Origin of the sequence: Streptomyces yokosukanensis (assembly GCF_001514035.1) — a bacterium.
Taxonomy (GTDB): Bacteria; Actinomycetota; Actinomycetes; order Streptomycetales; family Streptomycetaceae; genus Streptomyces; species Streptomyces yokosukanensis.
On the sequence record NZ_KQ948208.1, the window covers coordinates 418,362 to 430,767 of the forward strand.

Below are 12,406 nucleotides of genomic sequence, written 5' to 3' on the forward strand. Positions count from 1 at the left end.
CGTGCGACACTCCTTTGCATGTTCGGCGTCATCGACTTCCCCACCTATCTCGCGGGCCTGGTCCTGATCGTCCTGCTGCCCGGGCCCAACTCCCTCTACGTCCTCTCCGTGGCCGCCCGGCGCGGGGTGCGGGCCGGTTACACGGCCGCGGCCGGGGTGTTCTGCGGGGACACCGTTCTCATGACCCTGTCGGCCGCGGGTGTCGCCTCGCTGCTCAAGGCCAACGCCGTGCTGTTCGGGATCGTGAAGTACGCCGGTGCCGGGTATCTGACCTGGCTGGCGATCGGGATGCTGCGGGCCGCCTGGCAGTTGTGGCGGACGCGGCAGGAGAAGCCGCAGGCGGACTCCGCGCCCGCCGGCGCCACCGATGAGCGGCCCTTTCGGCGCGCGCTCGTCGTCAGCCTCTTCAACCCGAAGGCGATCCTGTTCTTCGTCGCCTTCTTCGTGCAGTTCGTCGACCCGGACTACGCCTATCCGGCCCTGTCGTTCGTCATCCTCGGCGCCTTCGGGCAGCTGGCCAGCTTCCTCTACCTCAGCGCGCTGATATTCAGCGGCACCCGGCTCGCCGCCGCGTTCCGGCGCCGCAAGCGGCTGTCCGCGACGGCCACTTCGGCGGCCGGGGCGCTGTTCCTGGGGTTCGCCGTGAAGCTGACGCTGGCCGGTTCGTAGGGCCGGGTCAGAGGCCGGCCCTCGCCAGGTAGGCCTCGACCCCGTCCGCCGAGTCGCCCGCCCAGCCCACATAGCCGTCCGGGCGCACCAGGAAGACCCCCGGGCCGTACGGCTCCGGGGCCTTCGGGAGGGCCCGCACGCCGGGGAGCGGGGTCTGCGCGCCCAGCAGGGTCCAGTGCGGCCCCCGGAACGCGTCGAAGAGCCGGACGCCGTCCACCGTGCCGTCCGGGGCCCGGTCGCCCGCCCGGACCCGCGACGGGTTCTCCCGGGTCTCCGCGCTCAGGGACGACTCCCGGTAGTCGAGCTCCAGCTGCACCGTCGACCGTCCGCGGCGCACCTCGCCGCGGTGCACGCTCGTCGTCAGGTCGAGCATGGCCGCCGCGTTCGCCCGGCGCTCCTCCTCGTAGGTGTCGAGCAGGGCGTCCGGCGCCCCGGACCGCAGCACCGCGCCCAGCTTCCAGCCCAGGTTGTAGGCGTCCTGGACGCTGGTGTTCATGCCCTGGCCGCCGGCCGGGGAGTGGACGTGGGCCGCGTCGCCGGCGAGGAAGACCCGGCCGACCCGGAAGCGGTGCGCGAGGCCGGTGCGCGGGCGGAAGCCGGAGGCCCAGCGCAGTTCCGTGATGTCCTCGGCGGCCAGGTGGGTGTACGCGGCCACCAGGGTGCGGATGCCGTCCAGGGTCGTGTCGGTCTCCGTGCCCTCCGCCAGGCGGCCCTGCAGCTGGAAGTCGTCCGTGCCGGCCAGCGGGCACAGTGCGACGCCGGTGCCGTCGTCCTTGGGGAAGGTGTGCCAGTAGTCGCGGTCCAGGCCCCGCAGCCGGACGTCCGCGACCAGGAACGGCGCCGGGTCGACCGTCTCGCCGGTCATGCCCACGTCCATCGCGCGGCGGATCGCCGAGCGACCGCCGTCGGCGGCGACGACGTACGCCGCGCGCACGGTCGTGCCGTCGGCGAAGCACGCGGTCACGCCGTCCGCGTCCTGCTCCAGGCCCGTCACCTCGCGCCCGAAGGCCACCTGCCCGCCCAGCTCCACCAGCCGCCCGTACAGGATCTCCTGGGTGCGCCACTGCGCGATCATCCACGGCTCGGTGAACGGCGCGCCCTCGCCGGTCTCCACCTTGTCGAACATCGACTCCTCGCCGAGCCGCTCGCCGTCCTTCCAGACCAGCTGCTTCGGGTAGGGGCCGCTCGCCGCCCGGACCGCGTCGAGGATGCCGAGGTCGTCGAAGACCTCCTGGGTGCGGGGCTGCAGCCCCTTGCCGCGCGAACCGGGGAACAGCTTCTCGGCCCGCTCCACGATCAGTGCGTCCACGCCCCGGCGGGCGAGGTCGATGCCGAGGGTGAGGCCGGTGGGGCCCGCGCCCACGATCAGGACATCCATCATCTTTTCCCTTAACGCTGTTAAGTGCCGTCGCTCGCAAGCGTGCCCTTAACGCTGTTAAGCTGTCAAGCGTGAGCCCCGAGAAACGCGCCCCCCTGGACCGCCGCCGCGTCGCCGACGCCGCCCTGCGACTGCTGAACGAGGTCGGCCTGGAGGGCCTCACCCTGCGGGCCATCGCGAACGAGCTGGACGTCAAGGCACCCGCGCTGTACTGGCACTTCAAGGACAAGCAGGCGCTGCTGGACGAGATGGCGACGGAGATCCACCGGCGGATGGCCGCCGACGGTCCGCTCGATCCCGCCGACACCTGGCGTGAGCGGCTGCTGACATCGAGCCGCGGACTGCGGGCCGCGCTGCTCGGCTACCGCGACGGGGCGAAGGTCTACAGCGGTTCACTCTTCACGGGCGCGGAGCACGCCCCCGCGCTGGAGGCGAACCTGCGGCTGCTGGCGGAGGCCGGACTCACCCTCGCCCAGGCGGTGCAGGCGGGCCGCACGGCCTACGCCTACACCATCGGCTTCGTCATCGAGGAACAGGGCGTGCAGCCCCTCCCGGGCGAACGCCGGGAGGGGTACGACATCGAGGAACGCGCCCGGCGGCTGGCCGAGTTCCCGCTGGCCGCCGAGGCCGGACGACTGCTCTTCGACGGCTACGACGCGCAGTTCGAGGAAGGGCTGGCGATCGTCGTCGCGGGAATCGGCGCGCGGTACGGCCTCAGGTGACCTCCCCGGCCGACGACACCGCCTAGCGCCTGCCCGTGCGGGCGTTGCGGATGGCCCGGGTGATCAGTGGGGGCAGCAGGTCGACGGCGACGCGGCGGGCTCGGCTCGTGCTGCGCGGTGCCCGCCGGGCCGGGGGCGGCTCGGGCGCGGGCGCCGGAGCGGGCGTCGGGGCCGGGGCCTGCCGCGGTGGCGCCACGGCCTGTGTCGGAGTCTGCGCGTGCCGGGCGGGCGGGAACTCCGGCGCCTGCATGCCCTTCGACTTCAGCCGGATGATCCGGTGGCCGGCGGCCTCCTGGACGCTGAGATGGCAGTCGGAGCGGTCCCGCGCCGTCGCCAGCAGCTCCTCCTGGACCGGCCCCGGGTCCCCCCAGGTGCCGTACAGCTTCTGGGTGCTCAGGCAGATGGGGCGCAGGCCGCGGTTGAGCACGGCCTCCCAGGCGGCTATGGAGACCCCGGGCGTGTGCTCGGAGCGGAAGTCGTCCAGGACGACGATGCCGCCCGGGAGCAGCAGATCGCGGGCCGCCCCTATGTCGCCGTGGACATGCTCGTACAGATGGGAGGCGTCGATGTGCACGAACCGGCAGGAGCCCCGTTCGACCTCATCGGGCACCAGCGAGCTGGGGCCCTGCAGCACGCGGGGGAGTTCGTCGTGGAAGGAGAGGTAGTTCCGCTCGAAGACCTGTCGGGTCAGCGCGCTGTACGACTTGGTCGACTCGGCGCGGTTGGCGTCGTCCGGGGCCTCGCCCTCGAAGAGGTCGCACACGGTGTACTTCTCGGCGGGCCGCCGGTGTCTGCCGACGAAGATCGCGCTCTTGCCCATGTAGACCCCGACCTCCAGGAGGTCGCCATGGGCGCCGCCGGCCTCCTGCCGGTTCAGGAACCAGTCGAAGAGCCATTGGTCGAGCACGGGGAACCAGCCGGGGACGTCGTCGAGACGCTGGGGTGGTCGCGTCACTTCCTGGGTCGTGGCCATGCGGGAGGCACTCCCTAGATTCGGCGGTCGATGAGTTCAGTGCACCTGCCCGACCCTTCGGTTCAAAGCTCAACACCAGGTGAACTGATTCCCAACTTCCGCTCTTTGAGTGCCCGCTTCAGACGAGGGCCGAACGGCTTCTCCACGAACCGGTGGATCAGCCACGCCAGCACCAGCATGCCCAGTACGGTCGTGACCAGGGTCGCCCACGGGGGCAGGCCGAGGCCCCGGTGCAGCACGCGGATGGCGAACCAGCCCAGGTGCTCGTGGACCAGGTAGAAGGGGTACGTCAGCGCGCCGGCCGTGACCAGCCAGCGCCAGGAGGCCCACTGCATCCAGCCCAGCGCCACGACGGCCACGGCCGCGAAGGCGAGGGTGACGATCAGGACGACGACGTACGGGTTGCGGTGCGGGTGCGGGCCCCACAGGTTGCCGGTGGCCTCGCTCTGCGCGAGCAGCCAGGACATCGCGACGATGCCCCATGCGAGCAGGTCGCTGCCGAAGCGGTGGATCAGGTACAGCGCCAGACCGCCGATGAAGAAGGGCGCGTACTCGGGCATGATCACCTGGTTCAGCAGGTTGTTGCCGGAGGAGTGGCACAGGACGGCCGCCGCCGTCCAGACGCAGGCGAACAGCACCACCCGGCGGTAGGTCACCCCGCGCAGGACGACCAGCAGCGCGAACAGCACGTAGAAGCGGACCTCGACCCAGAGCGTCCAGCACACGCCGAGGATCCGCGTCGCGCCCATCGGCTGCTGGAGCATCGTCAGATTGACCAGGAACTCGTCCAGCCGGACCGCGTGGACCACGACGGGCAGCAGGAGCGAGGCGACCGTGACCAGGACCAGGGCCACCCAGTAGGCGGGGTAGAGGCGCGCGACCCGGGAGCGGAAGAAGTCGCCGAGGGTGCGGCCCCAACTGCTCATGCAGATCACGAAACCGCTGATGACGAAGAAGAACTGCACGCCGAAGTTGCCGTAGACGGCCGCCCGGGACAGGGTCGGGAATATGTGGTCCGGGCTCCCGTGCCAGGACGCGGAGACCGTGCCGCCGCGGCCGACGTAGTGGTAGAGGCAGACCATCAGCGCGGCGACCAGCCGGAGACCGTCCAGGGCGAGCAGCCGGCTCTGAGGCCTGGGGACGGGGGCCGTTCTCGGGCTGGAGACAGCGGGAACGGCGGGAAGGGTGGGGGATGAAGCAGCCATGATGTTCGACGTTTACCCGAACAACCGCTGATCGTCTCGGTACTTTGTGTGAAATTAACTGAAATGACTTTGTAGTTGAGTTGACGCCCAGGTGAACGGAAAGGGGCGGGCCCGGTGATGGGCCCGCCCGCTTCGGCGTCCTGCGGAGGCGCGGCCTCGGCGTCGAACGGAGCTGCGGCCTCAGCGTCGTACGGAGTTGCGCAGACTGCGCGCGGTGCGCGCCACCCGGCGGACCGTCGCGTTGCGCGGGATGAACGCCAGCTGGGCCGGCACCCCGCCCGGCAGGGCCAGCGACGACAGACGCCGGCGCTTGAAGTAGCGCACGGTGTGCGCGTTCAGGTTCCGGGCGAGCCAGGACTCGGCCTCCGTGCGCAGCCTCGGGTAGATCTTCGGCTGCATCGCGAAGCCCACCGCGCGGATCAGCCCGCCGAGCGCCTCGACGTCCATGCCGGCACGCTGCTCGGTGACCGCTCCTCGGTCGCCGAGTTCGGGCAGCAGCGCGTCGACGATGGTCACCGGGACCCGGTTGCTGTTCTCGTACGGCGTCAGCTGCTCCAGCAGCACTTCGGTGCCGATCCGGGCGACGGGAAGGCCGTAGAGGGCCTGCGCGGTGAGCAGGGCGGTGGAGAAGCAGCCGACGACCAGCGCGGGACGCATCCGCTGGTACAGCACCTCGGCGAGGACCGGGGTGTCGACGACGGTCAGTTCGACCTTCAGCCGCTCCGCCTCCTGCTCCAGCGAGCGCGTGAAGCCGGCCGGGGCGGACGGGTGCGGCTTGAACACCACCTTGGTGTGCCCGAGCGCGGCCGCGCCCCTCAGCATCCGCACATGCAGGTTCTCCTCCTGCTCGGCGGTGAGGATCTCCAGCGCCGACAGGTACTGGCCGAGCAGCAGCGCCGGCTCCTCGACCTCCGGCAGCTCGACGCCGGCGGGCGCGAGCCCGGCGAGCACCTTGGTGAACGCGGCCGTCGGCACGACCTCGCCCGGCACTCCGAACTCGGTGAGCAGCAGCGGCTTCAGGTCGGGCACCAGGTCCAGGTGCAGCACGCGGTCCACCCGGGTGCCGACCAGCGGGTCGATCTTGTTGCGGGTGGGGCCGTAGCTCATCAGGCCGTCTGCGTAGACCGTCACCGGGGCGCCGGTGAAGATCTGCGCGAGCGCCAGGGACGGGTTGACCTGGATCGACTCGACGGCCAACTCCACGTCTTCGTCGCCCAGTTGCCACTCGTGCCGCAAGAAGCGTTCCCACAGCGGCATGTCGTCCACGCGGGGCGCCCAGCCGCCCGGGTGGAACGGGAAGATGGTCGCGTTGTACGAGATCACGTCGTCGAAGCGGTCGCGCAGCTTCTCGAAGCCGGGGGCCTCGTCCAGCGCGGGCGTGGTCTCGGGCGCGGCCGCGTTGTTGCAGACCAGCAGGATCCGCCGGTCGGCCGGGCGGAAGCAGCCGGAGTCCAGGGCGGCGGCCAGTGTGGCCGTGCCGTACAGGGTCGACGCCTGGAAGATCTGGGTGGTCACGCGGCGGCCCCCGCGGAGGCGGGGCGGCGGCGCAGTCGGCGCAGCTTGCCGGCGCGCTGGATGTCCATGGAGTCCAGCGCCTCGTCCAGCACGTCCTGTGGCATGCGCCGCAGGGCCGCGGCACTCATGGATTTCAGTTTCTTCGCCACCGGGGGCTCGAACCTTTCGATGGATCCCAGATGATGGGAAATGATGGCGCAATAGGTACGGACCGCCTTCGGCAGCAGTTGGTCCGCCTCCCGGTCCTGTGCGGTTTCCGCGATCACCTGATCGAACGCTCGAATGAAATCGAGCTGCCGGACGTCACCGATCTGGGTGAGCGAGGAGGCGACCCCGCGCCGGTAGAAGACACCGAGCATGCTCACCGCGGCGAACGAGTCCGCCTCCCGGTGCAGCTTCCAGATCCACGGCCGGTCCTCGGCCGTGCGCAGCCCGTCGGTGAAGTGCAGCAGGCCCTTGTCCACGAGCCGGCGGTGGTAGATGCCCGCCCACGCGTACGCGTAGTCGACGGACGTCGAACGGTCGGCGGGCAGGATCGCCTCGCGCGGGCTCAGCACCACGCCGCGCCGCCCGACCGGCACCCGGTGCACCTGGCGGGAGCGTGCGGTGCACTGCACATGGTCGGTGCGGATGAAGTCGCAGCCCAGTTCGTCTATGGCCGAGACCAGCTGCGGGTAGTAGCCGGGGGCGAGCCAGTCGTCGCCGTCCAGGAATGTCAGGTACTCGCCGCGCGCCCGGTCGATGCCGGTGTTGCGGGCGGTCGCCAGCCCTCCGTTCTTCTCGTGCCGGACGTAGACCGCCCCGGGCAGCTCGCGCTCCGCGCGCGCGAGAATCTCTGGTGTCCCGTCGCGGGAACAGTCGTCGACGAGAATGAATTCGAAGTCCTCACGCGCGTTCGCCTCGAGGCTCCTGAGCGTGTCGGGTGCGTATTGCTGCACGTTGTAGAACGGCACGATGACGGAGAGCTTGACCACGTCAGGGACGTTAGGGCGCAGCCCGTCATTCGTCTTGACCGTCTGCTTGATGCTGGGTGAACGGCACGTGGCGAACCTGTGAACCGGGCTCTTTTCCGCTGCCTACGCGGCCTGATTCGCCATTCGGCGATGTGCTGTTAACCGTTTGTTGTATTCGGGTTGGGCGGAACCTCGGAATGGCTTTCTAGCGTCTTCGGCGTGCCAGCAAGTGCTACGAAGTCCCTGCGGGTCGCCGTCCTCGCCGATTCCGACACCCGGTGGAAATGGGGTGCGCTCACCGCGCAGCGGCTCGCTCCCGCGGACGCCGAGATCCGACTCGACGGCTACCTCCTGCGAGGACGCGCCACCCCGACGGCCCGCCAGCTGAAGGAGGTCGGCGTCCGGGCCGACTCCCTGCGGGAGGTCACCGGCGTCGAGTTCCTTCGTGCCATGGGTGAGGCGTCGTACGACGTCCTCATCCTCGCGCTCGTCGGCGGCGGCGTCCAGGCCATGCTGCACGGGCTGCGCGCCGCCTGGGCAGGCGCCGGCAAGCGTCCCCTCGTCGTCACCGGATACGTCGGTGTCGTCTACGAGAAGCTCGCCGACGGGCTGCTGCTGCGGCACGGCGCCGACCTCGTCCTCGCCAACTCCCGGCACGACGCGGACCGCTTCCGGGCCGTGTACGAGGGCGTGGGCGCCGACGCCTCCGCGGTCACCGAGGTCGCGCTGCCCTTCCTCGGCGGGGCGCCGTACACCGGTGAACACGAGCCGTACACCGTGGTGTTCGCGGCCCAGCCGTCCGTACCCGACAGCCGCAAGGACCGTACGTACCTGCTGAACCGGCTCATCGAGCACGCCCGCAGGCACCCCGAGCGCGAGGTGCTGCTGAAGCTGCGCTCCAAGCCGGGCGAGCACACCACCCACATCGAGGAACTGCCGTACCAGAAGCTGGTCCAGGGCAAGGACCTGCCCGCCAACTTCCGGCTGGTGTACGGCCACATGGGCGAGGTGCTGGACCGCACCGACCTGCTGGTCACGGTCAGCTCCACGGCCGCCCTGGAGGCCCTGCACCGCCGTATCCCCACGGTCGTCCTCACCGACCTCGGGGTGCGCGAGGTGCTCGGCAACCACCACTTCACCGGCTCCGGCTGCCTCGCCTCCTGGGACCAGCTCGACGCCGGGCACCGGCCGACGGCGGACGAGCAGTGGGTGTCCCGCCAGGGTGTCGCCGCCGACGGCACGTACGCCACGGCGTTCGACACCGCCCGCGAACGCATCGCCGAGCTGCTGGACCGCCCCGGCGGTCTGCCGCCCCTCACCCCCTACTACACCCCCGAGACCGCGCCCGGCTATCTGCCCGGCATCCTCGCCCGGCACCACCTCGGCCCCGACGGCGTCCCGCTGCCCGGTGTGCCCGCCGCCGACAAGGAGCCCGGACCGGTCCGCCAGATCGTGCGCCGTGCCGCGCGTGGCGCCTACCGCCACGGCGTGCAGCGGGTCGCCCCGGTGATCCGGCGGATGGGGGAGCTGTGACCTTCCAAGGAGACCCCATGTCCAACCCGGAAACGGGCCAAGGCGCCGCGGTGCGCCGAGTGCTCGCGGTGATCCCCGCGCGCGGCGGTTCCAAGGGCGTGCCCGCGAAGAACCTCGCCCCCGTCGGCGGTGTCCCGCTGGTGGCCCGCGCGGTGCGCGAGTGCCGCGCGACCCGGCTGGTGACCGATGTCGTCGTCTCCACCGACGACCAGGCCATCGCCGCCGCCGCGCGGGAGGCCGGCGCCGAGGTCGTGCTGCGCCCGGCTGCCATCGCCGGGGACACGGCGACCTCCGAGGCCGCGGTCCTGCACGCCATGGACGCCCACGAGGCGCTGCACGGCGCGCCCGTCGACGTGGTCCTGCTCGTGCAGTGCACCAGCCCGTTCATCATCCGCGAGGACATCGACGGGGTGGCCGGCGCGGTCGCCGAGAACGGCGCGGACACGGCGGTGACCGTGGCCCCGTTCCACGGCTTCGTCTGGCGGGAGGCCGACGCGGAGGGCGAGGGCGGGGTGGGCGTCAACCACGACAAGTCCTTCCGCCCCCGCCGCCAGGACCGCCCCCAGGACTTCCTGGAGACCGGCGCCGCCTACGCGATGGACGCGGCCGGCTTCCGCGAGCACCGGCACCGCTTCTTCGGCCGTACGGAACTCGTCCGTACCGACCCCGCGCGCGTGCTGGAGATCGACGACCCGCACGACCTGGCCCGCGCCCGGGCGCTGGCGCCCCTCTTCGACGCGGACCGCCCCGGTTCGCTGCCCACCGCCGACGACATCGACGCGGTCGTACTTGACTTCGACGGCACCCAGACCGACGACCGGGTGCTGATCGACTCCGAAGGACGGGAGTTCGTCTCCGTGCACCGCGGCGACGGACTCGGCATCGCGGCCCTGCGCAAGAGCGGGCTGAAGATGCTGATCCTGTCCACGGAACAGAACCCTGTGGTCGCCGCCCGCGCCCGGAAGCTGAAGCTCCCGGTGCTGCACGGCATCGACCGCAAGGACCTCGCCCTCAAGCAGTGGTGCGAGGAGCAGGGCATCGCGCCTGAGCGCGTGCTCTACGTCGGCAACGACGTCAACGACCTGCCGTGCTTCGCCCTCGTCGGCTGGCCCGTGGCGGTCGGAAGCGCTCACGACGTCGTACGCGGCGCCGCACGCGCGGTCACCACCCTCCCCGGCGGTGACGGCGCGATCCGAGAGATCGCCAGCTGGATCCTCGGCCCCTCTCTCGATTCCCTCCCCAAGTAAGGACATCTCCTGATGAGCACCAACTCCCGTCTGCGTACGTTCGGTTCGCGCGAGGTCGGCCCCGGCCGTCCCGTCTACATCTGCGGCGAGATCGGCATCAACCACAACGGTGAGCTGGAGAACGCCTTCAAGCTGATCGACGTGGCCGCCGAGGCCGGCTGCGACGCCGTCAAGTTCCAGAAGCGCACCCCGGAGATCTGCACCCCGCGCGACCAGTGGGACATCGAGCGCGACACCCCCTGGGGCCGGATGACCTACATCGACTACCGCCACCGCGTGGAGTTCGGTGAGGACGAGTACCGCCAGATCGACGAGTACTGCAAGAGCAAGAACATCGACTGGTTCGCCTCCCCGTGGGACACCGAGGCCGTCGCCTTCCTGGAGAAGTTCGACGTCCCCGCCCACAAGGTGGCCTCCGCCTCCCTCACGGACGACGAGCTGCTGAAGGCCCTGCGCGCCACCGGCCGCTCGGTCATCCTCTCCACCGGCATGTCCACCCCGAAGCAGATCCGCCACGCGGTCGAGGTCCTGGGCTCGGACAACATCCTCATGTGCCACGCCACCTCCACCTACCCGGCGAAGGCCGAGGAGCTGAACCTCCGCGTGATCAACACGCTGGAGAAGGAGTACCCGAACGTCCCGATCGGCTACTCCGGCCACGAGACCGGCCTGCAGACCACCCTCGCCGCCGTCGCCCTCGGCGCCACCTTCGTCGAGCGCCACATCACCCTCGACCGCGCGATGTGGGGCTCCGACCAGGCCGCCTCCGTCGAGCCGCAGGGCCTCACGCGTCTCGTCCGCGACATCCGCACCATCGAGGCCTCCCTCGGCGACGGCGTCAAGAAGGTCTACGACTCCGAGATGGGCCCGATGAAGAAGCTGCGCCGCGTCGCCGGTGTCGTCGCCGAGGCGGAGATCGCCGCGGCGGCGGGCGAGCCGGTCTCGGTCTGAGTGTTCTGATCGCCTTACTGGTTCCCTTACGACGGGACGGTCGTACGCCGATGAGCCCCCGCGCCGGTCACGCCGGCCACCCTCCCCGCACGCTCGCCTTCGTGGAGAGCCCGGTCCAGCTGCTGAACGTACTGGAGTGGGCGCACCTGCACGGCCTGCGCGGCGCGGAACCGGATCCCCTGCGGTCCGTGCCCGCGCAGATACGGCGGAAGGTGGCCGACGGGATCACGCAGGCCGACGCGGAGCTCACGGTCGTCGTGCTGTCCCCGACCGACCCCATGACCCGGGGCCAGCTGCGCCGTATGGCGGACCTGGCCCGGGACGAGGGGTACCGGGTGCGCTGGGAGGAGGCGCGGGGCGGTACGACCGCGCCCTTCTCCACGATCGGCGGCCTGGCGGGCGCGCTGCGCCGGGCCGACCGCATCGTCATGGGCGACCCGTTCTCCCGCTACGTACAGCTTCTGCTGACCATCACCCGCGCCCGCGACCTGGTCGTGGTGGACGACGGCACGGCGACGATGGAATTCGTCGCCCAACTCGCCCGTGGCGAACGCCTGGTGCGCTGGCACCGCAAGGGCGGCCGGCCCGGGGCGAGGGACCTGCTCTTCGCCCCTGTCTCCTCCTCTGCCCGCCGCCGTCTCACGCCGAGCGCCCGGCGCCGGGTCGAGGTCTTCTCCTCCATGCCGGTGACGGAGACTCCCGACGGGGTGGCGGTCACGGTCAACGACTTCTCCTGGACCCGCGACCGCTTCGGCCCGCCGCGCATCACCAAGGGCGCGGACATGGTCGGAACGTCCCTGGTGGAGACCGGAGTCGTGGACGGCGACCGCTATCTGGAGGCCGTCCGCACCCTCGCCAAGGCCCACGGAGCGACGCGCTACTTCGCCCACCGCCGGGAGAGCACGGACAAGCTCCACCGCCTGGCCGCCGAGACCGGCCTGGAGATCGTCCGCCCGGACCTCCCCCTGGAGCTGATCGCCCGCCGCGGCCCGATAGGCCGTACGATCCTCAGCTTCCCGTCGACGGTCGTCCACACCCTTCCGCTGGCGCTGGCGGGTACCGGCGTCCGGGTCGCCGTGTGCGACATCGACCCGTCCTGGCTCACGGAGAACGCGTCCCCGCGAGCCCAGGGCTTCCTGTCCGGGGTGACGGGGACGGCACGGGATGTGCACCGGCTGGCGGCGGTCACAGGAGTGGCTTGACCGGACCGTCACTCGTTCGGAGTAATCACCCTGACGGTGGTGTGCGGGCCGTCTCTGC

General features: G+C 71.1%; 11 protein-coding genes. 6 read left to right on the plus strand and 5 right to left on the minus strand.

The window, feature by feature from the left end:
• The first annotated feature begins 18 nt into the window (after positions 1-18).
• Complete coding sequence (leuE, locus tag AQI95_RS08505; protein ID WP_067119824.1) at positions 19-669, plus strand: leucine efflux protein LeuE; 651 nt, start codon at positions 19-21, stop codon at positions 667-669.
• Positions 670-676: 7 nt separating this feature from the next.
• On the opposite strand, the gene AQI95_RS08510 is transcribed toward leuE, so the two are convergent.
• Positions 677-2,050 (minus strand): FAD-dependent oxidoreductase, encoded by a 1,374-nt coding sequence (locus tag AQI95_RS08510; protein ID WP_067119826.1) that lies wholly within the window; start codon positions 2,048-2,050, stop codon positions 677-679.
• Positions 2,051-2,118: 68 nt separating this feature from the next.
• Here AQI95_RS08510 and AQI95_RS08515 point away from each other — a divergent pair, with 68 nt between their 5' ends.
• A complete protein-coding gene (locus AQI95_RS08515; RefSeq protein WP_067119829.1) occupies positions 2,119-2,769 on the plus strand; it encodes a TetR/AcrR family transcriptional regulator C-terminal domain-containing protein in 651 nt (216 codons plus the stop codon).
• Positions 2,770-2,791: 22 nt separating this feature from the next.
• On the opposite strand, the gene AQI95_RS08520 is transcribed toward AQI95_RS08515, so the two are convergent.
• From AQI95_RS08520 to AQI95_RS08535, 4 genes are all read right to left on the minus strand, one after another.
• Positions 2,792-3,742 (minus strand): class I SAM-dependent methyltransferase, encoded by a 951-nt coding sequence (locus tag AQI95_RS08520; protein ID WP_067119832.1) that lies wholly within the window; start codon positions 3,740-3,742, stop codon positions 2,792-2,794.
• Positions 3,743-3,804: 62 nt separating this feature from the next.
• Positions 3,805-4,947, minus strand: a complete 1,143-nt coding sequence (locus tag AQI95_RS08525) for an acyltransferase family protein (RefSeq protein ID WP_208614106.1) — start codon at positions 4,945-4,947, stop codon at positions 3,805-3,807.
• A gap of 180 nt (positions 4,948-5,127) precedes the next feature.
• Entirely contained in the window at positions 5,128-6,462 is a 1,335-nt protein-coding gene (locus tag AQI95_RS08530) for a polysialyltransferase family glycosyltransferase (protein ID WP_067119835.1), read from the minus strand.
• Entirely contained in the window at positions 6,459-7,436 is a 978-nt protein-coding gene (locus tag AQI95_RS08535; RefSeq protein ID WP_067119838.1) for a glycosyltransferase family 2 protein, read from the minus strand. Before AQI95_RS08535 ends, AQI95_RS08530 begins: the two co-directional genes overlap by 4 nt.
• 198 nt (positions 7,437-7,634) lie before the next feature.
• On the opposite strand from AQI95_RS08535, the gene AQI95_RS08540 reads away from it, so the two are divergent.
• From AQI95_RS08540 to AQI95_RS08555, 4 genes are read left to right on the plus strand one after another with little or no spacing between them, the layout of a single operon-like run.
• The gene (locus tag AQI95_RS08540) at positions 7,635-8,948 is read left to right on the plus strand and encodes a DUF6716 putative glycosyltransferase (protein ID WP_067119841.1); all 1,314 of its coding nucleotides are present in this window, start codon (positions 7,635-7,637) and stop codon (positions 8,946-8,948) included.
• Positions 8,949-8,965: 17 nt separating this feature from the next.
• Positions 8,966-10,195, plus strand: a complete 1,230-nt coding sequence (locus AQI95_RS08545; RefSeq protein WP_067119844.1) for an N-acylneuraminate cytidylyltransferase — start codon at positions 8,966-8,968, stop codon at positions 10,193-10,195.
• A 12-nt stretch (positions 10,196-10,207) separates the two neighbouring features.
• Entirely contained in the window at positions 10,208-11,146 is a 939-nt protein-coding gene (locus AQI95_RS08550) for an N-acetylneuraminate synthase family protein (protein WP_067119847.1), read from the plus strand.
• Positions 11,147-11,196: 50 nt separating this feature from the next.
• On the plus strand, positions 11,197-12,348 hold the full coding sequence (locus AQI95_RS08555) for a hypothetical protein (RefSeq protein ID WP_067119849.1): 1,152 nt from the start codon (positions 11,197-11,199) through the stop codon (positions 12,346-12,348).
• Positions 12,349-12,406 lie beyond the last annotated feature (58 nt).

Excerpts from the sequence above, each read along its gene's own strand:
- AQI95_RS08520 (WP_067119832.1), bottom strand. The coding sequence starts at position 3,742 with ATGGCCACGACCCAGGAAGTGACGCGACCACCCCAGCGTCTCGACGAC.
- AQI95_RS08525 (WP_208614106.1), bottom strand. The coding sequence starts at position 4,947 with ATGGCTGCTTCATCCCCCACCCTTCCCGCCGTTCCCGCTGTCTCCAGC.
- AQI95_RS08510 (WP_067119826.1), bottom strand. The coding sequence starts at position 2,050 with ATGATGGATGTCCTGATCGTGGGCGCGGGCCCCACCGGCCTCACCCTC.
- AQI95_RS08550 (WP_067119847.1), top strand. The coding sequence starts at position 10,208 with ATGAGCACCAACTCCCGTCTGCGTACGTTCGGTTCGCGCGAGGTCGGC.
- AQI95_RS08555 (WP_067119849.1), top strand. The coding sequence starts at position 11,197 with ATGAGCCCCCGCGCCGGTCACGCCGGCCACCCTCCCCGCACGCTCGCC.
- AQI95_RS08545 (WP_067119844.1), top strand. The coding sequence starts at position 8,966 with ATGTCCAACCCGGAAACGGGCCAAGGCGCCGCGGTGCGCCGAGTGCTC.
- leuE (WP_067119824.1), top strand. The coding sequence starts at position 19 with ATGTTCGGCGTCATCGACTTCCCCACCTATCTCGCGGGCCTGGTCCTG.